This window comes from Elusimicrobiota bacterium (genome assembly GCA_028718185.1).
Lineage (GTDB): Bacteria > Elusimicrobiota > UBA8919 > UBA8919 > UBA8919 > JAQUMH01.
Genome location: JAQUMH010000008.1, coordinates 1 through 24,292, shown reverse-complemented (window position 1 = coordinate 24,292; position 24,292 = coordinate 1). Strand labels below are relative to the sequence as shown.

Here is a 24,292-nt window from a genome sequence, read left to right as displayed (position 1 = left end):
AGCAGAGCTATCGCTCTGCCGCTACACTATCAATTGGTTTGTAGCTGCCCGCCAACGGTTCAGTGGCGGGCTTAACTTTACTTGCAGGAGAAAATTATGAAATATAAACTGGCAATAATACCGCACACTCACTGGGACAGGGAATGGTATCAGACATTTCAGGGGTTCAGATACAGGTTGGTAAAAATGATAGATAACCTTCTCACTACTCTTGAAAATGAAAAACGGTTCAGCTGTTTTATGCTGGATGGGCAAACGATTGTGATTGAAGATTATCTGGAAATAAGACCGGAAAACGAAGAAAAATTAAAAAAATACATACAAGAAGGCAGGATACAAATTGGTCCATGGTATATTCTTCCGGATGAATTTTTAGTGAGCGGCGAAAGCCTTGTCAGGAATTTAATTTTTGGCGATAGAATTGCAAATAAATTCGGTAAAAAAATGAAAATAGGTTACCTGCCTGACCAGTTTGGCCACAGTATAGGTATTCCTAAAATTTTAAAGGGAAGTGGTATTGACTGTGCGGTTGTATGGAGAGGGGTCGGTGATGAGATAAACGATACTGAATTTTTCTGGCAGGGTGATGATGGAAGTAAAATATTTACGATTTATTTGATTTATGGTTACTGCAATGCCGTGGAATTGCCGCTACAAGATGAAGAACTACTGGATAAATTAAAGGTGATTTCCGAAAGGCTGATTCCACATGCAAAAAGTAACAATCTGTTGCTGATGAACGGTTGTGACCATCAGGAAGCTCAGGAGAAATTACCTGGAGTTTTGGAAAAAATCAAAGATAAACTGCCCTATGATTTTGAAATTACAAATCTTGAAAAACTAAAAAATGAAATTCTGAATAATGTGGACATAAATTCGCTTGCAGAATTTAAAGGTGAATTTCGCTCGCCTAAAAGGGCATACGTGTTGCCGGGCACTCTTTCTACCAGAGTAAACTTGAAACAGAATATTGATGAGATTGAAACTCTGCTTTCCAATTATGTCGAACCCTTATCTTCTTTTGTGCACCTTGAAGGTCTTTCCTATCCTGAAAATTATATTAATCTTGCGTGGAAGTATATGCTGCAAAACCAGGCACACGACAGTATATGCGGGTGCAGTATCGACCAAGTCCACAAGGAAATGGAAACAAGATTTAACAGCGCGAGGGAAATATGTAATAATTTATTAGATGAGGCCGCCGGATATATCGCATCGGAAATAAATACTGAAATTCCTGAAAGCAAAATGAAAATTGCAGTATTCAATTTCACCGGAAACAAAAGAAGCGAACTAATAGAACTTGATGTTAATAATGAAGATAAAAATATGGGGATATATAACAGTGACAAAAAAGAGTTATTTTGTGAAGAAACCGGTAACAAGATGAAATTTATGGCAGAAGATGTCCCGGGATTAGGATTTAAAACCTATTACTTGAAAGAAACAGATAAAAAACAGCAAAAGGTAAAAACTGATTTACAACCGGGGAAGAACTGTTTTGAAAATAAATATTATAAAATAAGTGTAAACAAAAACGGCAGTATAAATATTTCGGATAAAATAAATAAAGCAATTTTCAAAAACTGCTGTCAGGTTGAAGAGAGTGGTGATGCAGGGGATGAATATAATTATTCTCCACCACAAAAAGATACCCTCATTATGAAACCGGCTTCCGTAAAAACAAGATTTATAGAAAAAGGCAATCTTAAAACAACGCTTGAGATAACCGGTAAATACTACTTTCCGGAAAGTCTGTCTGATGACAGAAAATCCCGCAAGAAAAACAAAAAACTTTGCGTTATTAAAAACAGGATATCGCTTATATCTTCAATCTCGCGCGTAGAGTTTGAAACAGAAGTTGAAAACAATGTCAGTGACCACAGATTGCGGGTTTTGTTCCCGCTTCCGTGGAAAATACAAAAATCATCCGCAGCAAACCATTTCGGGATAATAGATAGAAGTACAACCGTACCGAAGGGAAACAAAGATTTCAAGGAAACACCTGTTGGGTGTTTCCCAAATCTTGGTTTTGTTATGGCAAAAAATAAGAATTACTCAGTATGTTTAAGCAACATCGGGCTAAAGGAATACGAAATTCTAAATAAAAAAGCGATTGCACTGACGCTTTTAAGAGGAATCGGCTGGATTGCAAAAAGGAACCTTGCATTGCGTACCGGATGCCCGGGACCTGAAATACCAACACCTGCAGCACAGATGCCCGGAAAACATATCCTGAAATATTCCTTCTCTTCAGGGCTTGATTTTATGCCGATTTTGCAAAGTTATAACTTCAGACAGCCACTGTTTTATAAAACTCTGGAACCCGCAAAAGATAAAACTCCCAAACTAAAAAATGAATTTTCATTTCTGGAAGTAGAACCCCAGGGAATAATTATCAGTACAATAAAAAAAGCGGAAAAAGGGAACAGCATTATAGTCAGAGTTTTCAATACGAAAGATATTGAACTGAATGCAACCATAAAAATTTATAAAAACTTCAAAAATATTTCAATAGTTAATCTGTTGGAAGAAAAAATAAAAGATTTAGAAACTAAAGACGGTAACATAAATTTTAAGATAAAGCCAAACGAAATTATCACCTTAAGTTTTAGTAATTAATTGTATAGAGATTTCAATGTTTAGCAGAGCTAACGCTTTCACCTCAGGTGAACCTACTCGGCTGCGGCTACAATATCAACTGTTTTGTTGAAAACCTACTTGGTAGCTGCAAAGCAAAGCTTTGCTTAACAGGATATAAAGGAGGTTGTTTGTATGGAGAAAAGCATTAAGGAAATCAATGAGTTAGTTAAGCAGGAATCGTTATTTGTATCAGAGGTTATGAATGAACTTGGGAAAACGATAGTCGGTCAGAGGTATTTGCTTGAACGGCTTCTTATAGGCATGTTAGCTGACGGGCATGTTCTTCTTGAGGGAGTTCCGGGTTTGGCTAAAACGCTTGCTGTTAAGACCCTTGCCCAGTCGGTTGATTGTAAATTTTCAAGGATACAGTTTACGCCCGATTTGTTGCCAGGTGATATTATAGGGACCATGGTGTTTAGTCCTAAAACATCCGATTTTTATGTAAAGAAAGGTCCCATCTTTGCAAATTTAATTCTTGCTGACGAGATTAACCGTGCTCCTGCTAAAGTTCAAAGCGCTCTTTTGGAAGCCATGCAGGAACGGCAGGTTTCTATCGGAGATAAAACATACCTGCTTGATGAGCCGTTTATGGTGTTAGCGACTCAAAACCCTATTGAACAGGAAGGTACTTACCCGTTGCCTGAAGCACAGGTTGACAGGTTCATGCTGAAGTTAAAAATAACTTATCCCGATAAAAAAGAAGAAAAAGAAATAATGGAAAAAGTTTCTTCAAACAGTTTTGAAGGAGTGAAGAAAGTAATAAATTCGGAAAGGATTAAAAAAGCCAGGGAATCTGTCCGGATGGTTTATATGGATGAGAAGATAAAAGATTATATTGTTAATATTGTTCTCGCCACAAGAAATCCGGAAGAATACAAGATTAAGGATTTAAAAAACATGATTTTATACGGTGCTTCACCCCGAGCCTCGATATATTTAGCGGAAACAGCAAGAGCATATGCATTTATTTCAGGTCGGGGATATATAACACCTGAAGATGTAAAAAATGTAGCTATGGATGTTTTGAGACATAGGATTATACTTACATATGAAGCAGAAGCAGATAATATTACTTCCGAAGATATTGTAAAACGGCTTCTTTTGGAAGTTGAGGTTCCATAAATGATTCATAGTGATTTATTTAAAAAAGTAAGAAAAATAGAAATTACTACCGGGAAAATCGTTAATGATATTTTTGCCGGTGAGTATAAAAGCGTCTTCAAAGGCAGGGGAATGGAATTCTCTGAAGTCCGAGAATACCAGGCAGGGGACGATATAAAAACTATAGACTGGAACGTCTCTGCGCGATATGGCAGTTTGTTTGTTAAAAAATTTGTTGAAGAACGGGAACTTACAGTAATACTTTTGATAGATGTTTCAAAATCCCAGGATTTCGGCACACAAAAATCTAAAATTGACTTGATAGCGGAATTATCCGGTGTTATAAGTTTCTCGTCTATGCAGAACAACGACAGGATTGGCGTTATTTTATTTTCTGATAAAGTGGAAAAGTTTATCCCTCCGAAAAAGGGTAAAAAACACTGTTTAAGAATTATTGACGAGGTATTATCTGCAAAGACCAAATCGGGGACGGATATTTACGGGGCGCTGGATTATCTGAATAGGGCAGTCAAGAAACGTGCAGTGGTTTTCCTTATTTCAGATTTCTTAGATACCGGTTATGATAAGTTACTGAGAGTTACCGCTAAAAAACACGATTTAATCATGATAAATGTCGGTGACCCTTTAGAATATAAATTACCGGATTATGGCGTTTTCCATTTCCTGGATGCCGAATCAGGCAAGGATATTTATGTTGATGCCAAAGATTATTTTTTAATAAAAAAACTCGAAGAATCAAAAAAGAATAATTACGAATATCTGGAAAAAATGGCAAAAAATCTTGCAATTGACAAACTTAATCTGCAAACAGATAAATCCTACATATTGCCCTTAATCAGTTTTTTTAAGATGAGAGAAAAAAGATTCAGATGAGAAAAACAGCTATTTTTATATTTTATATTTTATTTGCCGTCCAGTTACTTTATTCATTGTCATCCGACGCCTATATTCTGTGTTATACCGATAAAAAGAAAATGACAATCGGGGATAAGGTAAAATTAACGCTTATTTTTGAATACACGAAAGATATAAAATTCGGGCAATTTGACCCGGAAGAAAATCTTAAAAGTTTTGAAATCAAGAATTATAAGATTTCGAAAGAAAGGAAAAAATATTTTATATTCGGAAGGTATATAAAAAAATACGAATATATACTATCCACATTTACAACCGGTATATATGAAATTAACCCATTTGTTGTAAATTTCACCAATAAAGACGGGACACCGGCACAAAGCCAGACGAATTCACTTAAAATTGAAGTTACAAGCTTATTGGATAAAGAGAGTGCTTCTGATATACGCGACATAAAATCACCTGTCAACATAAAAAGAACCCCCATTTTTTACATAGTTGTTTTTGGAGTCCCGATATTACTTTTATCAGGGTATTTTATTTATAAATATTACTTTCGTAAAAGTGATATTTTACAGATGTTTACCAGGATTACAGACCCGTATAAGTATGCAACTGAAGAACTATCAAAACTTGAAAATATGGATTTAATAAAAAATGGTATGATAAAAGAATTTTTTGTAAGATTGACCCAAATAGTACGGGTTTACTTATCCAAGGTTTTTGATGTTAATATTACTGATATGACAACGTCGGAATCAGTGAAGGCACTACGTGAAAAGGGAGCGGACAAAAGATTTTTAATAAAACTACGGGAGTTTTTAGAATGTGCCGATCTGGTGAAATTTGCCAAGTATATACCTGAAGAAAAAGATATATACTTAAATTTTGAAAGTGCAAAAGATATAGTTGAAATAGTTAAACCTCCGGAAGTTCCGGATGAACAAGAATTAGAGGTTCCATAATGCGATTTTATTATCCGTATGTTTTAATATTAATTCCGGTTTTTATCGGAATACTGTATTATATTAAAAAGAAGAAATTAAAGAATGACTCCGGAATAATATTTTCAGATATAAATATTTTCGGTAAAACGAATCCGCCGTTCGGCAAGAAGATATTGGATGGTCTAAGGATTTTTGCCGTTATTTTCATTATTTTGGCATTGGCACGTCCTCAAGGCGGTGAAAAGTCATCGGAATTTACAAAAAAAGGATTAGATATAATTTTATGTATTGATACTTCAAGTTCTATGCGTGCAGAAGACTTCAAACCGCAAAACCGTCTTGAAGCTGCAAAAGATGTAGTAAAAAAATTCATAAAAGGCAGGAAAAATGACCGGATAGGTGTGGTTGTTTTTTCTGCTGTTGCTTTTACCCAGTGTCCGTTGACGACGGATTACGGTTCGTTACTTGATTTTATTGATAAGATTGAAATTGGGATTACCCAGACAGACGGGACAGCTATAGGGACGGCGATAATAACATCTGTTAATAGGTTAAAAGAGTCCACAGGAAAAAGCAAGATTATAATTTTACTTACTGACGGTAGGAATAATATGGGAGAAGTTGACCCTATTACGGCAGCGAAAGCAGCATCTGCATTCGGGATTAAGATTTATGCTATAGGTGCTGCGGGTACCGGTCCTGCGCCCTATCCCGTTGATGATCCTGTCTTTGGCAGAAGATATGTTTGGATAAAAGAAGACCTTGATGAGACAAAACTTTTACAGATTGCTAAAGAAACAGACGGCTTATATTTCAGGGCGACCGATAAATCATCACTGGAAGAAATTTATAAAAAAATTAACTCAATGGAAAAAACAGAGTTTAAGGTTGAAGAATATACCGATTTTAACGAACTTTATATCTGGTTTCTTCTACCGGCAGTTTTATTGTTCCTTATTGAAATTATGCTAAAAAATTTAGTTTTCAGGACGGTACCTTAAATGGGATTTTCAGCACCGGTTTTTATTTATATTTTAGTTTTTGTTATTGTATTCCTGATTATATTAGAATATTCGTCTGAAAAAAATAAAAGGGAATTTCTGAAAAAACTGTTTTCAGAAGATAATATCCAAAAACTTTTTGTAAGATATGATATCCGAATTATAGAGTTAAAGAAAGTTCTTAAAATTTCAGGGCTATTTTTCCTGCTTTTTGCACTTGCAGGTCCAAAATTTGGGGCAAAACTTGTCGATATTAAAAAACACGGTGTAGATGTAATAATAGCTATTGATGTTTCAAAGAGTATGCTTGCCCAGGATATTAAACCCAGTCGTTTAGAAAAAGCAAAACTTGAACTTAGTTTTATAATTGATAAACTTTCCGGTAACAGGCTGGGAATTATTGCATTTGCCGGGAAACCGTTTTTACAATGCCCATTAACGTTGGACACTTCTGCCAGTAAAATATTTATGGACTCAATAACTACCGACCTTATCCCTGTTCCCGGCACTGCTATCGGTGAAGCAATAGATTTAGCAGTAAAAAACTTTATAAAAGAGGAAAGAAAATACAAAGCGCTTATAATTTTAACCGATGGTGAAGACCACGAAAGCGACCCGCTGTCAGCCGCTCTTGCGGCAAAAAAGGAAGGTGTGAAAATATTTACTATCGGATTTGGGACATCACAAGGTGAATTAATACCGGATAAGGATGAAACCGGTAATGTAACCAATTACAAAAAGGATAAAAAAGGCGAGACTGTAATGACGAAGTTAGACGAACTTACTTTGCAGAAAATTGCTTATGAAACCGGAGGAAAATACTATCAGGCAACTGACGGCGAGATTGAAGTGTCGCGCATAACAGAAGATATTTCAAGTATGGAGACTAAACAGCTAAAAGCCCAAAAATATGAAAGGTACGAAGAAAAGTTTTATTATTTTGTATTAATTGGTCTGATATTGATACTTATTGAAATGTTTTTGCCTGACGGTTTCAAAAAAAGGATAAATATATGAAACGTATTGTGTTTATTATATTTTTAAGTTTATATTTCTCCGGCAGTTTATATTCTTCCATTAGAGGCAATTTAAGCAAAGGCAACAGTGCATTTAATAAAGAAAAATACGATGTGGCATTGGAAAAATATAAACTTGCAGAAACGGCTGACCCTAACTTGCCGGAAACAGCGTTTAATATAGGCGATGTATATTTTAAAACTGGTGCATATGAAGATGCGTTAAAGAATTATGAAAAAGCGACATATAGCAAAGATATTGCACTTCAGGGTAAAGCTTACTATAATATGGGGAATTCATTATTCAGGTTAGGTAAACTTCCGGAAGCGATACAACTTTATAAGAAGGCACTCGAATTAACCCCTAGTGATACAGACGCCAAATTTAATATAGAGTTTGCTCAGAAAAAATTAAAAGAAAATATTGATAAAAATTCCAAACAGCAGGATAAAGACTCACAGAGTCAGAAAGATAAAGATAAGGATAAGGGAAAAGAAAAAGATAAAGGTAAAGATAAAGAAAATAAAAAGAACGAAGAGAAGAAACAGCAAGAAAAAGACAAAAAAGAAGAAAAAAAGCAGGGTATGTCAAAAGAAGATGCACAGCGTTTGCTTGAATCTACCGGCGACGAAAAAAGACCCAAAGAAAAAGCAAACGTAAAAGTCCCGGTATTCGGTATGCCGGAAAAAGATTGGTAGAAATAAGAGTCAAATTGAAAGATTTAAAGATTAGAAAAATTAGAAATGTTTAAAATCTTTTTAATCTTTTGATGTCTCTCAAATTTTTTAATCGATTTTTAAGGAGGTAAGTATGAGTAAAATTAGAGTTGGAGTGTTTTCCCCGAATGATCCAAGACCTTGGGTAAGGGCAGAAAATGTGGATATGATGATTAAGTATGAAGGGTTTTTGGTTAGTGCACTTAAGAAAAAGGGCATTGAAGTTGTGCGTGGCGGTGACGGTTACCCGAAAGAAGACCAGATCGCGTGGAACACTAACCTTGTTAGAGAACATGCAAAAAAAATTGCCAGTGCTAATGTGGACGCCATTATCATAAATGAAGGTTCGTGGACATTTCCGTATGATTCGAGGGATGCGGTAACTGCATTTGCTAACGAACTTAAAGGTAACGACAAAGGCATAGCAAGAGTTTTAATTTATGCTTACAAAGATACGCAAGTTCCCGGACTTGTTGCAGGTATGGCAGTCGGCGGAGCACTTCAAAGGATAGGGTTAGCATATCAGATGGTTTATGGTAAGATAGATAAAGACCCGAAAGTAGTTCATGAAATAATAGATATACTTTCGTTCTATAAAAAGAGGAAAGAAGCGACATCAAAGGCTATTGAAGCGATTGAAAAACTCAAAAAGCAGAAGTATGTAGCGTTCGGCGGTATGAGTTTGAAAATGTGTACTACTACGGCGGATGTAGATTACTGGGCAAAAAACTGGGGGGTATCTTACGAGGCGCTTGACCAGTCGGAACTTAAAAAACAAGCTCTTAAAATGGTTGACTGGAGAGGTATTCCGGGCAAGTCTGCATATAGAATAAAAGACAAAAGAGTTGAACAAGCCGTAGATTACCTCTACAATAAAAAACATGGAAGTTTTGATTTTTCAAGGGCGAAATTTTCATCACTGGATATGTTTGTTTACCAGATTTCGTTCTATTATGCTGCGAAAGACCTGTTTGAGCTGTATGGCGGAACAGTAGGCGGAGTTAAATGCCAGGATGAACTTAGTGCTAATGATTGTACACAGTGCATATCGGCAGCTTTTATGAACAATGACATCGGTCCGGATGGCAAAGAAAAAAAGATTACACCTATTGCATGTGAAAACGATATGGATTCCGCTATGACACAACTTTGGCTATATCTTCTGTCAGGAAAGCCTTCGGGTTTCGGCGATTTCCGTGATGTTGAAAAAGGTCTGCTCGCTATTGTCAACTGCGGACAGCATCCTCCGTGCTTTTTTGGTAAAGAAACTGAAAGCAGCGTAAAAAAACTTGATTATGTGGAATATCTCGGGCAGGAAATATTTTATGATGCAGGCGGCTCTTCCGTCCGCGGAAGGACACCCGCAGGGGAGACTATCACAGTTGCTCGGCTTGCAAGGCAAAATTTACGGTATCATATAGTCGCCACAGTTATAAAAACCGTCAACGTGAAAAAGGAAGACCATAAAAAATATAATTTTTCCTGGCCTATTATTTTAGGGAAACTGCCGATTACCGACCGCCAGATAATAGACCTTTGGCCTTGTAATCATCTCGGTTTTGTTTATGGCAACTATTTACCGCACATTGTTGAAATGGCGGAGCGTCTTGACATCGGTTACACAATTTACGACGAAGCAGGGAAAAAATATACAAAAATCAGCTAAATTATAAAATACAGGAAGAAGTTTATGTAGTGGATTGCCCTTGGCAATCTGCAGTAAAAGGCCGATTCGGGGAGAAGATGAAGGTAGAGGGCGAGATTATTAGGGGGATAAAATGGGAAAGTTAGCGATTAATGGCGGGAAAAAGGTTAGAACACAAGAGTATCCTACATGGCCGGTATTCGGTGCTACTGAACGAAAAAACTTATTAAAGGTTTTCGACAGTGGTAAATGGTGGTATGGAGAAAATGTAAAAGAATTTGAAGCAAAATATGCAAAATTCCAAGACGCTAAATATGCCGTTGCCTGTTGTAACGGTACAATAGGATTGGAGATGGCTCTACTGGCATGTGGTGTAGGGGCAGGAGATGAAGTAATAGTTCCTCCATATACTTTTATGGCGACTGCAAGCGCGGTTTTAAGAGTAAATGCGATACCGGTATTTGCCGATATCGAGTTGGATACGGCTAATATTAACCCTAAAGAAGTTGAAAGGAAAATTACTTCCAAAACAAAAGCAATTATTCCCGTACATTTCGGTGGAATGCCTTGTGATATGGATACGTTAAAGAATATTGCAAAAAAACACAATATCAGAATTATTGAAGATGCCTGTCATTCCTGGGGTACTAAATATAAAGGTAAGGGAACCGGAGCGTTAGGAGATTGCGGCGTATTTAGTTTTCAGATGGGTAAAAATATTACAAGCGGCGAAGGCGGTATTTTTATTTCCGATAATAATGAAATTGCAGAAACAGCAAGAAGTTACCATAATTGCGGCAGAGGCGAGGGTAAAGGTTTTTATGAACATTATCTTCTTGGTAGTAATTTCAGGATGACGGAACTTCAGGCGGCAATTTTACTCGGACAATTAACCCGTTTAGAAAAGCAGACATTGATAAGAGAAAAGAACGGATATTTTTTGGATAAGAATTTGAAAAATATTCCCGGGATTTCTCTAATAAGAAGAAATCCGGATACCACGAGACAGGCATTTCATATGTATCTTTTCAGATTTGTAAGAGATAAATGGGAAGGTATCACAAGAAATAAATTTCTCGATGCTTTAATGGCAGAAGGAGTTCTTTGCCACAGCGGTTACCCGATTCCGCTTTATAAAAACCCTATTTTTATGAGGACCGGTGAAGGCAAAAAAAATTGTCCTATTTCCTGTCCTTACTATGGAGAAAAAGTGGATTATACAAAAGTCGTTTGTCCTAACTCGGAAACAATCTGCGAAGAAGCAGTTTATATTCCCCAGCGGATTCTTTTAAGCAATAAAAAAGGTATGCAGGATATAGTAGATGCAGTTACAAAAATATGGGAAAACAGAAGTGAACTGAAGTAGAATTATATACATTCGTTTCTTGCCTCTTTTTCCTTTCATCCTCTCCCCTTGCGGGAGAGGAAAGAGGTGAGGGGTATAGTAAGATTTTTAACAGGCAGTCTGAATTACAATAAAGCATTAATAAAAAGTAAAAAATGGAGATACATTTATGAAAGTTGGAGTATCAAAAATAGTAATAACACCCCCGGTTGGAGTTGATTTGTGGGGATACGGTTATTATATTAACCGGCGTTCGGTAGCCGTGCATGATGATTTATTTGCAAAAGCGGTCCTGTTTGATGACGGGAAAAACAGGTCTATGATTATTGTATGTGACCTTGGCGCTCTTGGCGAAGATTCTATCCGGGAATGCAAAAATGAAATTGTGAAATCAGTAAATATTAAAAAAGAGAATATTTGTATATGTACGACACATACACACGCAGGTCCTGTAACAGTTAACACGAGGGCAATCGGAACTTTAGATGAAAATTACTTAAAAGATTTAAAGAAAAATATTATCGAATCGGCAAAAAGGGCGGAATCAGATTTGGAAGATGTAAGAATCGGTGCAGCGAAAGGGGAAATAGATATAGGGTATAACCGGGTTATAGAAAATGGTCCGAAAGATAACGAGTTATTTGTTATGCGGATAGATAAAACAAGCGGAGGTACAAAAGCCGTCATTTATAATTATAACGCGCACCCTGTAAACAGCGGTTCTAATAATTTTCTGATTTCTTCTGATTGGCCCGGGCAGGCGAACCAGAATATTGAAAAAGAAATTGGTTGCATCCCGGTATTTTTACAGGGATATTGCGGCGATATAAATGTTAAAGATGACGGGAATTTTGAAAAAGCAAAAGAATATGGAAAGGATATATCCGATGAACTATTAAAAGTTTATAAAAATATCAAAGTAAAAGACGGGCTAAAAATTGATATGAAATCGGCTATTATTAATCTTCCTTTGCACGTTCCTACAATAGAAGAAGTTGACGAAAGAATGGAAAAATACTCAGACTGGAGAAAAAAAGATGTAAACTTTGAAAGGTTTATGCAGGAATGGAAAGAAGAAATAATGAACAAAGTAAAAAATAATTCAAGTAATTTATTGCCTGTTGAAATACAAATTTTAAAAGTCGGTAAAGATATTGTTTTTGCCATACAGCCTTCGGAATTGTTTACAAAAGTGGGTATGAAAATAAAAAAAATTGTAAGAGACAAAGGTTTTAAGAATGTTTTTGTAGTCGGATACGCAAATGATTATGTGGGATATATTCCCGATGAAGAAGACTTCGGAGATGGTCCCGGCCGGTTCCGCAACTATGCTGCGATGCGGGCTCCTATGTTTACCGGATTTTTCCGGTATGAAAAAAATGTAGGGGCAGTTTTAGTAGACGGGCTAAAATCTCTGTTAGAGAGTTTATAAAATAGTTTTTGTGCTTTTTCGAAAAAAAACTAATTTAAAAAAGAATGAAAAAAATATTAATATGTGTTTTTTTGTTTGCAACAGCTAAAGTATTTGCCGATGTAAACATAAATGCGTCAGTTGACAGGAATACAGTTAGTTTCGGCGAATCAATTACTCTGCAGGTCATTGTTTCCGGCGATGTGGCTAACATTCCAAAACCGGAACTTCCGCAACTTACTGATTTCAATGTCTATTCATCGGGCACATCGCAGAACGTGTCTTTTGTTAACGGCAAAGTATCATCATCCATAACATATAATTTTGTTTTATCACTGAATAAACCCGGGAAATATACTATTAAACCTGTAAGTTTAACAGTTGGCGGGAAAACATATTCGACAAACCCGATAAGTATTGAAGTTTTACCAGCCGGTTCCGCGCCACAGCAAAAACAAGTTGTAAATGTTGATGAAGATGAAGCTCGCGGGATTTTTGTCACGGCACAGTTAGATAAAAAAAAAGTTTTTGTTAACGAAGGATTGATTTATACTTTCAGGTTTTTTACATCAAGGAATTTACTTTCAAATCCGGAATACAACCCGCCAAATTATACCGGTTTCATTGTAGAAGACCTTCCGCCGCAAAGAAATTACCAGACAACAGTAAACGGGAAAACATATAATGTTATTGAAATAAAGTTTGAATTATTTCCTACTTCTGCCGGGACTTATAATTTAGGCGTAGCTTCTTTGCGGACAAGTGTTCAGGATTTTTCCGGTAATCCGGCCGATAATTTTCCTAATGATAGTTTTTTTAGCGGGATTTTTGGTTCAGGTAAATCAATTATTCTTAAATCAAAACCATTAACAGTTGAAGTAGTATCGCTTCCTGCATCAAATAAACCTGCAAATTTTTCAGGTACAGTCGGAAAGTATAATATTAGCGTAAATACCGATAAGTCAGAGGTTGAGGCGAATAATCCTTTAACTGTAAATGTAACTGTTTCGGGTGAAGGGAACATTAAGTCAATATCAGAGCCAAAACTTCCAAACATTATGGGTACAAGAAAATATGATACGATTTCTTCAGTCAATATATCCAAGACTAATTATAAAGTAAGCGGTTCAAAAGTATTTAAAACAGTTATTGTTCCCGAAAGAGCGGGTAATTTAATAGTTCCGGAATTGGATTTTTCATATTTTGACCCGGATAAAAAGGAGTATCAAAAAGTAAAATCAAGTGTTATACAGGTAAAAGTTATACCGTCTAAAACGCCGGTATCTGCCCAATTACCGGCTTTTGGCAGCGGAGTTAATGTTGTCGGTCAGGACATACGATTTATAAAAACTGAAATCGGAGAAAATACAAACAGTAAAATTACAAATAATTTATCAAATGGTTTGGTAATAATTTCGTTTTTATTTCTCATAATTTCCGCCGGTTATAATAGATATAACTTTTTTATGTCTAAGAATTATGGACTGATTAAAAGTAAAATAGCGTTCAGGGAATTTAATAAGGGTATCGATAAGATGCACAAGCGGTCGATAGAAATTAAGGATTTTTATGGAATAGTTTTTGAGTTGATTGTAAAGTATATTTCGGACAAAACAAAGGTTACTCTATCAGGTATGACTTTTAATGAGATGGAAGAGGTTTTGACACAGAAAAATCTTTCACAAAAGGACATAAAAAAAATCAGGGATATTCTTGAAGAAGCGGATTTTATCAGGTTTACGCCTTCGGCAGCTCAAAAAATAGATTTTAAAGAAGAAGCAAAAAGAATTAAAGATGTAATTTACGATATTGACAAAGGATGGAAGTTATGAAGAAAATATTGATTCTTTTTCTCGTATTTTTAGGCAGTATCCAGATTTTAAGGCCGGTTCAGACCCTGCCTGTTAAGCTCAATTCAGTTAAGCAAGGTGACGAGACAAGCTTGCCTGTCGAAAAGGCAGGTCAGGACAATTTTATTTTAGGATGCGATTCGTACAAAAAGGGCGATTACCAGGAAGCATTAAATAAATTTAAATTATTGGAAAAGGAATATCCAAACGCAAATACTTTTTATAATATTGGTAATACCTATTTCCGGCTGGGTAAAATAGGTATGGCGCTTGTTTATTACGAGAAAGCCCGTAAAATCTCCCCTTCTGATGAAGATGTTAATTTTAACATAAAATTTCTCGCCAATATGATAAATGATACAGATTATGAGCAAACATTAATTTCGAAAATTAATATATCCCTGGTTAAATTGGTTTTTTCTATCTCTCTTTTCGTTTTTACAATTATTATTTCCATAAAATTGATTATTCCGCAAAAGCGGATGTTTTGGCTTTTTACTATTTCTTTTATTTTTTTTGGTTTATGTTCAGCTTTATTTTTAATAAAATACCGTCAACAGAAACAGATAGAAGCAGTCGTTATAAATAATGCAGAGATAAGGTCCGGACCCGATAATAGTTTTAAGGTAAACTTTACGCTTCCCGAAGGTAAAAAAGTGATGGTTTTGGAAACTTCAGATGACTGGATTGAGGTAGGCGTCAAGTCTATGGGTATAAAGGGCTGGCTTGAATCAAAATATATCGAAATTATTTTTAACGGAAATATTATTTAATTGATAAATTGCACAAAATTAAGTAAAATGACACTATTGAAAAAGTTCGATAGTCTTACCTTGAATTTACATACCATGTAATAATTGTAGCTGCACGCCCTTGGCGTGCTGTATTTGAGAAGTTTGTAACCGATATTTAATGTTCGTCTACAAAATTTATGAATAAAGAAATCAAAGTTGGTAATATATTAATCGGCAAAGATAATCCGGTTGTTTTAATTGCGGGTCCTTGTGTTATTGAAGCAGAAAAAATTGTTTTTCAAATTGCAGGAGAACTTCAGAAACTCACCCAACAGTTGAAAATCCCTTTTATATTCAAAGCGTCATATGATAAAGCGAACAGGTCATCCATAAAATCATTCAGGGGTACCGGAATTAAAAAAGGACTGGAAATATTAGCAAAGGTTAAATCTAAATACAATATACCAATTCTGGTAGATGTTCACTGCACAAAAGATGTTTTAAATGTTTCAAAGATTGCAGATATAATTCAAATACCTGCATTTTTGTGTCGACAGACTGATTTATTGCTTGCTGTTGCAAAAACAAAAAAGCCGGTAAATGTAAAAAAAGGCCAGTTCCTTTCACCTCACGATATGAAGAATGTTATAGAAAAGATTGAATCAGCAGGTAATAAAAAAATATTATTAACAGAAAGGGGAACAAGTTTTGGGTATAATAATCTTGTAGTTGATTTTCGTTCTCTGGTTATAATGAAAAATTCCGGCTATCCTGTAATTTTTGACGCCACTCACTCAGTTCAACTACCGGGCGGGCTTGGCGATAAAAGCGGCGGCCAGAGAGAATTTGTTCTACCGCTTTCTAAAGCGGCAATTGCAGTTGGGATAAACGGACTTTTTTTGGAAGTTCATCCAAATCCTCAAAAAGCACTTTCAGACGGCGCTAATTCTTTAAAACTCTCAGAAATGGAAAAATTTTTAAAAGAAGTGTTTTTAAGGCAGAATTAAGAAAAAAGAAGTAAGAATTAAGATTAAAAGATTAGAAAATTAGAGAACATGAGAACGGTAGGACATAAGAACTAAAATAAGGAGAGGTAAAGTATGAAAAAATTATATGTTGTTTTAGTTGTTGGGTTTTTTATGTATGGTTGTTCGTCACTCCAATGGAGACCGAATCCTGATTATGTCCAATTAGCAGTGAGTAATAATGTTGAGGTATTTAGAACGAAGCCCGAAAAATCATTTAAAGAATTGGGGATTATTGAAGTTGGGGCTAATAGTAAAAATGCCTGTGTAGAAAAAGCTATAAACCAAGCAAAGAAGGTTGGCGCGGACGCAATATTTATAACGTCTGAGATAACCAACCCACCCCAAAATACTTTCGATTCGTTGTTTGCATTAAAAGCAATTGCCTTAAAATATAAATAAGGAATAGGGGGGAAAATGAAATGTTATAATTGTCAGCTGGAGAATAAGGAAACAGCAAAAATATGTAAAAATTGCGGTGCCGATTTAACATATATCCCTTGGCGCCCAGGCTGGAAGTGGCACTTAAAAATACTTGGGATAATTTATGCAATTGTAGTAGTTTTGTTTTTCATTGCCAGATTTTTCCTTAATAAGTTCGACAGAAATCTGCCTACTTGGGAATCGGAATACCCAATGATTGAAAAACAAGAACCAATCAAAAATACAAAATAATAAAAGTATTAATTTACCTTTCTTGCGTTCTGAATGCAGGTTGGTGAAACGGAGGTCTTATGCGGTGTTCTAATTGTGATGCAGAGGTGAAAGAAGGTTCGAGATATTGCGGTAGTTGCGGGACAAATTTTTTGCTTACAACATCAGCGTGGTTGCTTAGAAGGACAGTTGCGGGAGCTATTGCCGGTTGCGTTGGATGGTTCCTTTCTTCAGTGATATTTAACATCATAGCAAGTGATATTGGTGAACCGTCTTATGTCATAATAAGGACTATTGTATCGGCTGTTTTTATCGGTGTAGTTATTGGTGTTTTGGAAAAATCGACTCGCAAGATAATTTTCGGACTTATCGGAGGAATTATCGGAGGTGTATTAGGCGGTCTTATTGCCACTTTTATTTTGAAAAATGATGTACCAATGTGGTTATTTGTTCCTGAAAAAGCAAAAAACCTTGAATTTTCGTTATATACAACAGCTAATGCTGTTATATGGTTGATAGTCGGTGCTTTTATAGGATTTTTTACATCTCAGAAAAAAAGAGGTATTTCTGCATTTATCGGCGGCGCTTTAGGCGGTGCTATAGGTGGCGCGGTTGGGTGGGAGATATTTTTGCGATTGAGATATGAATCAACTTCTGCAATAATGTTTACTGTTGCCGATATGCTTTACGGCGGCATAACATCAGGCTTGATATTTCTTTTTATAGGGATGAGTGAAAGGTTTTCACCTGTTACTGAAGGTATGAATTTAGATGAAAGCATGATGATATGCGTAATATGTCGCAAAGAAACACCCGTAAGCGGCTATTGTATTAATTGCGGAAATATTTTGAAAGCACCTAAAGTTGTAAATCCGCGACGATACGGGGCTTTACATCGTATTTCAAATGTGTTCAGGTTTCTTGGACGGTTTATTTTAATTATCGGGTTAATAATGGCTACAAGTTATTTCGTGGTTTTATTACCAAAAAGTATTTTTCTATCTTCACTGGGTTTGATTGGCATATCAGCTGTTTCATATATGATTTTTGTTACGTTTAATGCAATTGCGGAAACTATTTTAGTTTTTCTGGATATTGAGAACAACACAAGAAAATTAAGTGAAAAGTAAAATATGATTATTTAAAAATCTTTTTAAGATGTCATTGCGAGGAATCCCGATGTTTGGGATGACGAAGCAATCTCAGAATTACTTTATAGAAAAGAAAGATTGCCGCACCCTTCGGGTTCGCAATGACAGTCAAAAAGGGACTTTTTTAACGCTCTCAAAGATATGGAAAATTGGAAAAATATTTTAAAAAAGGCAAGCAAGATTAAACTACTCGCGACCGATGTTGATGGTGTTTTAACTGATGGCAGAATTATAGTTTTAAACAGCGGGGAAGAAGTAAAATTCTGGGATGTATATGACAGGTTTGCGTTTAGTCTTATAAAAAATTATGCAAAAGATTTAAAAATAGCATGGATTACCGGCAGAAAATCACAACAAGTAGAGGATAGAGCAAGAGAAGTAGGTGTTCACTATTTATATCAGAAAAAGATGGATAAAATGTCTGCGATTAATGAAATTTTGAAAAAAGAAAATTTATTAATCAGCGAGATTGCTTTTATTGGTGATGATTTGGTGGATTTGCCGGTCCTTTTAAGATGCGGGTTTTCAATCTGTCCTAAAAATGCTTCCGATGAAATAAAAAAATCAGTTGATTACATAACTAATGTAGAAAGCGGGAAAGGTGTTTTTAGAGAGGTAGTTGAGATAATTTTTAAATCACAGGGATTATGGGAAAAAGTATTAAAGCATTATCGTGCTTGATTTTGATGTTTTTTTGTTTTGCTTCTTGTAGTGATGAGAAGAAAGATAAATTTTTTGTAAGAGATGAGTTCCCCGACCAGGTTATCAGAGATTTTACTATAAACAAATATGAACTTGAAACTCGCAAGTGGGATTTTTTTGCTGTTCGCGGTGATGTTTACGAAAAGAAGAAAAAAGTAAATGCTAAAAAAATAAAAATGAGCTTTTATGAAGCAGGAAAAATAAGTTCTGTTGTTTCCGCTGATAAAGCAATCTTGCAAACAGAAACCGGCGACATAAAAGCTGAAGGCAATGTAATTATTTTTTCTTTATTAAAAAATACAACCATTTTCGTGGATTCGTTAAGTTATTTTGAAAAAGCAGGAAAAATGTTTTCAGATTCTTTTGTCCGGCAGGAAAAACCCGATACTACGATTACGGGTTATGGTCTGGAAGCAAATACTGATTTATCGGATATTACAATTTTAAAAGATGTAAAAGCAGTAGTAAGAAATGAGAAAAAAAAGTGAAGCGATGAATTATAATATTCTATTTATTGTCTTACTGGTGTGTTTCTTTACTAATATTATTTATTCCGGTGAGCCGATAATGATTACCGGTGATAGGACTAAAATATTGCAGAAGGGCGATATAGTGGAGTATATCGGTAATGTAAAACTTGTTCAGGAGAATATTAAAGTTAAAGCCGATGAAATGAAGTCAAACGAGCGGACCGGTATTATAACAAGTTCAGGTAATATTTGTGTTCAATATTCCAGCGGCACAACCGAAACATACACATGGGGAAATACAGCAGAATATAACAAGAATACCGGCAGCGGAGTTATTTTAGGGAATGTTAAGGCTAAAAGATTTTTATCACAGAATACAACCAGTGTTATGGAGTTAACTTCAGAGAAACTTGAAATTTTTAATTATGGGGAAGATTTTCATGCAACAAAAAATGTTTATATTCAATATTCAAGCGCTACAACAAATACAAATGTCTGGGGAGAAACAGCTGAATTTAACAAAAATAGCGGTAGCGGAGTTATTTTAGATAATGTAAAGGTTAAAAGATATTTATCACAATGCACGACTGATTTTATAGAAATGACCTGCGAGAAACTGGAGATTTTTAATTTTGGAGAAAATTTACATGCAATGAAAAACGTTAATTTTTTTAAGGAACAAACTAAAACACAGAGTGATGAAGCAATTTACGACCAGAAGGCAGGCACACTTTTACTTTTGGGCGGTCCTCCAAAATTGACAAGAGTAGAGGATAAAAATTCCTCTGAATATACCGGCGATAAGATTTTATTAGAGATAGAAAAAGAAAAAATTACCATTTCAGGCAATACAAAGACAAAAATGATTACGCAGTGATTATATGCGCGAATAAATGTGAGTATTTGTGATTACTTATTCGTGAGATGTTAGAAAATTCGTGACCATTCGTGTTCCCGAGCGAAGTGAGGGTTAGTATGCAGTTAAAAGTTGAAAATATTGTGAAGGCTTATTCAGGACGCAGAGTGGTTAATAATATCTCTCTGCATGTTAATGATTCTGAGATTGTCGGTCTTCTTGGACCTAACGGTGCCGGGAAAACCACATCATTTCATATAATGGTAGGTTTAACGAAAGCGGATGAGGGTCATATATTTTACAATTCAGAAGATATTATAAATTTTCCCGTTCATTTACGTGCCAGAAAGGGTATTGTGTATTTATCCCAGGAATCATCAATTTTCAGGGGACTTACAGTCGAAGAAAATGTTCTTGCTATACTTGAGATGATTGATACGGATAAAGAAAGACGACATGAAAAATGTGAAATATTATTAAAAAAGCTGGGGATTCACCATCTTAAGGACAGATGTGCCTATAATCTTTCCGGTGGGGAGAGAAGGCGAACTGAAATAGCGCGGGCTTTGGTAGTAGAGCCGCATTTTATACTTTTGGATGAGCCGTTTGTCGGGATAGATCCAATCACAATAGCCGATATTCAGTGTATAATAAAGGACCTTAAAAAATCGGGCATTGGTGTTGTTTTAACCGACCATAATGTGCGTGAAGCACTGGAAATAATTGACAGAGCGTATATAATATATGACGGTAAAGTTCTCATAGAGGGTTCTGCACATCAACTTTTAAAAAGCGACGAAGCGAGAAAAATATATCTTGGCGAAAAGTTCAAAATGTGAAATTATTGATTTTTGCTGCAAATGTTTGTATATTGAATGCAGTTAAGGAGGATTATGTTTGTTAATATCAGGACAATAAAAGTAAAAGTATCGGAAACAGTTCTGGAACACATAAAGGAAAAATTGTTAAAAAGTAAAAAGTACTTTCCAAGAATAGAAAAGATCGAGGTATTTCTCACCAAACAAAAATATCTCTGTGTTGCCGAAATTATAATTAATGTCATAGGTCAAACGATAAGGATAAGCCAATCTTCGACAGATTTTCGTTCCGCATTCGACTTGGCTGCAGATAAGGTTGAGCAACAACTTAGAAAACAAAAAGAAAAATTAAAAAAACATAGAAAATCGACGAACCTTTTATTTGAAGATAATTATGAACAACAAGAAAAAATGCCGTTAGATTTGGATATCAGTAAATTTATTCCTAAAATATTAAGTATTGAAGAAGCAATAGAGGAGATGGATGAAAATGAGTATATGTTTTGGATTTTTATAAATAGAGCCACTAAAAAACTGTCGGTTATTTATAAAAAAATTAATTTAAAATATGGTTTGTATGAAATTGACAAGAGGAGTAATGCTGTAAAATAAATATTATAAAATGCGTCGAGCATAGTTAAAAAAAGATATCTTTTAGGAGGGTTTTCATGATGAAGATTTTGGATTTTTTGTCAGAAAGTTGTGTTCTAACGGAATTAAAGGGAAAAACAAAAAAAGAAGTTATCGCGGAACTTGTCGGTGTTCTGGCAAAGAAGAAACTCGTTAAAGATGTTGAAAAAACAGTAGAAGCTATTTTAAAGAGAGAAAGTGCAGGTTCTACCGGAATCGGGCAAGGTGTTGCTATACCGCACGCTAAAAGTGAAGATGTTTCAAAAATAGTTGCTTCATTGGGTATATCTAAAACAGGTGTTGATTTTGATTCTTTGGACGGTGAACCGGTATATATAATATTTTTAATGGTCGCACCACCTGCTTCAATAAGCGAGCATTTGCAGGCAATCGCCAAAGTTTCACGTATTTTAAAAGATAAGTACTTCAGGCAGTCGCTAAGAGATGCCCAGGCAGCGCAAGAAATTATTAAATTAATAAAAGAAGAGGATGCCCTGTAATATCGAAATATTTGCAATAATAATATGGAAAAAAGTATTACCATAAGAAACATTTTTGAAAATAAAGAAACAGAATACGCGCTCGAGATTATTTCAGGAGAAGAAGGGCTTGACAGGAAAATCGTTGTGCCTGAGATAAATCGTATGGGGCTCGTATTAACCGGGTTTTTTGATTATTTCCCTTATCAGCGGCTTCAAATAATGGGTTTATGCGAGATAACATATTTGAAATCACACACGGTAAGTAAGGATGTTTTCAAAAAAATCTTTTCATATGAGATTCCGGCAATAATGGTAACAAGGAATCTTGACGTTCCGTCAGAATTTTTAAAATTATCAGTTGAACACAAAATACCTATTATTAGATCGGTTATGGAAACCGGCAGGTTATCGACAGAATTAACATTATATCTTGAAAGTGTACTTGCCCCGTCTGTTATCAAACACGGTGTTTTGGTTAATGTATCCGGTATGGGTGTTTTGATTTTTGGTGATTCTTCCATTGGTAAATCTGAATGCGCTTTGGAACTTATAAAAAGAGGGCATATACTTGTTGCCGATGACGTTGTTGAAATTAAAAGATATTCCAGCGAAATACTTATTGGATTTGGTGAAGAACTTATTAGGCACCATATGGAAATAAGAGGTGTCGGAATTATTGACATAAGAAATCTTTTCGGAATTTTTGCAGTTATGGATTCAATAAAAATTGAATTAGTTGTTCAACTTGAACAATGGACAGGCGAAAAAGAATATGATCGTCTCGGACTTGACGAAAAATACACCGAAATACTCGGTGTTCGTATTCCGGAAGTAACCATACCTGTCAGGCCGGGTAGAAATACTGCTGCTATTATTGAAGTTGCTGCTATGAATCAGCGTCTTAAGCTGAGAGGTTATCATGCCGCCCAGGATTTAAATGAACGGCTTATTAAAATGATGAAAGATAAAAAGGAATAATGGACACACAATTTTTTATTATTACAGGCATTTCAGGCGCCGGAAAAAGTCAGGCAATAAAATGTTTTGAAGACCTGGGTTTTTTCTGTATTGACAATTTACCGCTGTTTTTAGTTGATAAATTTGTATCGCTTAGTTCAAGTTCAAAAGACAGCAGGTTTAAAAAGATAGCGCTTGGTATAGATATAAGAGAGGGCGAAGATTTATCAAATTTTCCAAGGATAATATCCAACTTGACCATCCGCCCGAGGATACTGTTTTTTGATGCATCTGATGAAACGATAGCAAGGCGATTCAGTGAAACGCGTCGAAAACATCCTCTTGGAAAACTTGTTATTGAAGCAATAAAAGCAGAGCGGGTTATTTTATCAGATATAAAAGCACAAGCAGCCAAAGTTATAGATACGTCCGGTATGAACCTTCAGGAGTTAAAAGAAACAATATCAAATTTATTGAAAATTTCAAAAAAAGCGGAAATGCGTATTACTGTCATATCGTTTGGTTATAAGTACGGTATTCCTACAGACGCCGACATTGTTATGGACGTAAGATTTTTACCTAATCCTTATTATGTCAAAGGGCTTAAAAATAGTACAGGTAACGAAAGAAAAGTGAAGAATTATATAATGGGTTTTGAAGATACAAAAAAATTCATAAAATTATTTTTCCCCATGATATTAAATATAATTCCAAAATATATTAAAGAAGGCAAATCTTATTTAACAATAGCACTTGGCTGTACCGGCGGGCATCACAGGTCTGTTGTACTGGCAAATCTTTTAAAAAAGCATTTAACAGATAGAAAATTCTCTGTAATTTTGAAACACAGAGATATTGATAAATAGTTTTTGTCCCTATTGTACCAGGACAAAAACTACTCCGAACTTGATTCGGGGTCTGACAATCAACCAAAATCTGAAAAGTTGATAAGATAATTTGATGTACAGGAATTTCAATGTTTAGCAGAGCTGACGCTCTGCGGCTACAACATCAGCTGTTTTGTTGAAAACCTACTTGGTAGCTGCAAAGCGAAGCTTTGCTTAACTTGATGTATAGGAATTTCAATGTTTGTAGTTGTAGTTGCACGCCCTTGGCGTGCCTAATTTGAGTTTTTTGGGGGAAAGTATGTCGCAGGATTCATCGCCATCATCAAAGAGAGGAAAGAAATATGCAGTAAAATTTACAGGTGATGAATATACTTTGCCTGATTTTTACGGAGAAGACAGGTTGGTAATATTGG

At 35.4% G+C, this 24,292-nt stretch carries 24 protein-coding genes; all 24 read left to right on the top strand.

Annotation, left to right across the window (positions count from 1 at the left end; translation table 11 throughout):
• Positions 1–96: 96 nt before the first annotated feature.
• The 24 genes from PHE88_09665 (at position 97) to rapZ (ending at position 23,897) form a co-directional block, all read left to right on the top strand.
• Positions 97–2,622 (top strand): glycoside hydrolase family 38 C-terminal domain-containing protein, encoded by a 2,526-nt coding sequence (locus tag PHE88_09665; GenBank protein ID MDD5688083.1) that lies wholly within the window; start codon positions 97–99, stop codon positions 2,620–2,622.
• A gap of 153 nt (positions 2,623–2,775) precedes the next feature.
• On the top strand, positions 2,776–3,765 hold the full coding sequence (locus PHE88_09660; GenBank protein MDD5688082.1) for an AAA family ATPase: 990 nt from the start codon (positions 2,776–2,778) through the stop codon (positions 3,763–3,765).
• On the top strand, positions 3,766–4,638 hold the full coding sequence (locus PHE88_09655) for a DUF58 domain-containing protein (protein ID MDD5688081.1): 873 nt from the start codon (positions 3,766–3,768) through the stop codon (positions 4,636–4,638).
• Entirely contained in the window at positions 4,635–5,585 is a 951-nt protein-coding gene (locus PHE88_09650; GenBank protein MDD5688080.1) for a hypothetical protein, read from the top strand. The genes PHE88_09655 and PHE88_09650 overlap by 4 nt, the downstream gene beginning before the upstream one ends.
• The gene (locus PHE88_09645; protein ID MDD5688079.1) at positions 5,585–6,568 is read left to right on the top strand and encodes a VWA domain-containing protein; all 984 of its coding nucleotides are present in this window, start codon (positions 5,585–5,587) and stop codon (positions 6,566–6,568) included. The genes PHE88_09650 and PHE88_09645 overlap by 1 nt, the downstream gene beginning before the upstream one ends.
• Positions 6,569–7,585 (top strand): VWA domain-containing protein, encoded by a 1,017-nt coding sequence (locus tag PHE88_09640; protein ID MDD5688078.1) that lies wholly within the window; start codon positions 6,569–6,571, stop codon positions 7,583–7,585. It abuts the gene before it with no gap.
• Positions 7,582–8,283 (top strand): tetratricopeptide repeat protein, encoded by a 702-nt coding sequence (locus tag PHE88_09635; GenBank protein ID MDD5688077.1) that lies wholly within the window; start codon positions 7,582–7,584, stop codon positions 8,281–8,283. Before PHE88_09640 ends, PHE88_09635 begins: the two co-directional genes overlap by 4 nt.
• 112 nt (positions 8,284–8,395) lie before the next feature.
• Complete coding sequence (locus tag PHE88_09630; GenBank protein MDD5688076.1) at positions 8,396–9,967, top strand: hypothetical protein; 1,572 nt, start codon at positions 8,396–8,398, stop codon at positions 9,965–9,967.
• A gap of 112 nt (positions 9,968–10,079) precedes the next feature.
• Positions 10,080–11,312, top strand: coding sequence for a DegT/DnrJ/EryC1/StrS family aminotransferase (locus PHE88_09625; GenBank protein ID MDD5688075.1), 1,233 nt, complete (start codon positions 10,080–10,082; stop codon positions 11,310–11,312).
• A 148-nt stretch (positions 11,313–11,460) separates the two neighbouring features.
• The gene (locus PHE88_09620; GenBank protein ID MDD5688074.1) at positions 11,461–12,723 is read left to right on the top strand and encodes a neutral/alkaline non-lysosomal ceramidase N-terminal domain-containing protein; all 1,263 of its coding nucleotides are present in this window, start codon (positions 11,461–11,463) and stop codon (positions 12,721–12,723) included.
• A 44-nt stretch (positions 12,724–12,767) separates the two neighbouring features.
• Complete coding sequence (locus PHE88_09615; GenBank protein ID MDD5688073.1) at positions 12,768–14,534, top strand: BatD family protein; 1,767 nt, start codon at positions 12,768–12,770, stop codon at positions 14,532–14,534.
• The gene (locus PHE88_09610) at positions 14,531–15,325 is read left to right on the top strand and encodes a tetratricopeptide repeat protein (protein ID MDD5688072.1); all 795 of its coding nucleotides are present in this window, start codon (positions 14,531–14,533) and stop codon (positions 15,323–15,325) included. Before PHE88_09615 ends, PHE88_09610 begins: the two co-directional genes overlap by 4 nt.
• A 158-nt stretch (positions 15,326–15,483) precedes the next feature.
• Entirely contained in the window at positions 15,484–16,293 is an 810-nt protein-coding gene (gene kdsA, locus PHE88_09605; protein MDD5688071.1) for a 3-deoxy-8-phosphooctulonate synthase, read from the top strand.
• Positions 16,294–16,386: 93 nt separating this feature from the next.
• The gene (locus PHE88_09600) at positions 16,387–16,713 is read left to right on the top strand and encodes a hypothetical protein (protein ID MDD5688070.1); all 327 of its coding nucleotides are present in this window, start codon (positions 16,387–16,389) and stop codon (positions 16,711–16,713) included.
• Positions 16,714–16,728: 15 nt separating this feature from the next.
• Positions 16,729–16,986, top strand: a complete 258-nt coding sequence (locus PHE88_09595; GenBank protein ID MDD5688069.1) for a hypothetical protein — start codon at positions 16,729–16,731, stop codon at positions 16,984–16,986.
• Between the two features lie 59 nt (positions 16,987–17,045).
• Complete coding sequence (locus PHE88_09590; GenBank protein ID MDD5688068.1) at positions 17,046–18,095, top strand: zinc ribbon domain-containing protein; 1,050 nt, start codon at positions 17,046–17,048, stop codon at positions 18,093–18,095.
• A 162-nt stretch (positions 18,096–18,257) separates the two neighbouring features.
• A complete protein-coding gene (locus PHE88_09585) occupies positions 18,258–18,797 on the top strand; it encodes an HAD hydrolase family protein (GenBank protein ID MDD5688067.1) in 540 nt (179 codons plus the stop codon).
• Entirely contained in the window at positions 18,764–19,306 is a 543-nt protein-coding gene (gene lptC / locus PHE88_09580; GenBank protein ID MDD5688066.1) for an LPS export ABC transporter periplasmic protein LptC, read from the top strand. Before PHE88_09585 ends, lptC begins: the two co-directional genes overlap by 34 nt.
• Positions 19,290–20,165 (top strand): LptA/OstA family protein, encoded by an 876-nt coding sequence (locus PHE88_09575; protein MDD5688065.1) that lies wholly within the window; start codon positions 19,290–19,292, stop codon positions 20,163–20,165. Before lptC ends, PHE88_09575 begins: the two co-directional genes overlap by 17 nt.
• A 98-nt stretch (positions 20,166–20,263) precedes the next feature.
• Positions 20,264–20,983, top strand: a complete 720-nt coding sequence (gene lptB / locus PHE88_09570) for an LPS export ABC transporter ATP-binding protein (protein ID MDD5688064.1) — start codon at positions 20,264–20,266, stop codon at positions 20,981–20,983.
• Between the two features lie 54 nt (positions 20,984–21,037).
• Positions 21,038–21,574 carry a ribosome-associated translation inhibitor RaiA gene (raiA, locus tag PHE88_09565; protein MDD5688063.1) on the top strand — a complete coding sequence of 179 codons (537 nt, stop codon included), beginning with the start codon at positions 21,038–21,040 and terminating at the stop codon, positions 21,572–21,574.
• Between the two features lie 56 nt (positions 21,575–21,630).
• The gene (locus tag PHE88_09560; GenBank protein ID MDD5688062.1) at positions 21,631–22,092 is read left to right on the top strand and encodes a PTS sugar transporter subunit IIA; all 462 of its coding nucleotides are present in this window, start codon (positions 21,631–21,633) and stop codon (positions 22,090–22,092) included.
• A 24-nt stretch (positions 22,093–22,116) separates the two neighbouring features.
• Entirely contained in the window at positions 22,117–23,052 is a 936-nt protein-coding gene (gene hprK, locus PHE88_09555; GenBank protein ID MDD5688061.1) for an HPr(Ser) kinase/phosphatase, read from the top strand.
• Complete coding sequence (gene rapZ, locus PHE88_09550; protein ID MDD5688060.1) at positions 23,052–23,897, top strand: RNase adapter RapZ; 846 nt, start codon at positions 23,052–23,054, stop codon at positions 23,895–23,897. The genes hprK and rapZ overlap by 1 nt, the downstream gene beginning before the upstream one ends.
• Positions 23,898–24,292 lie beyond the last annotated feature (395 nt).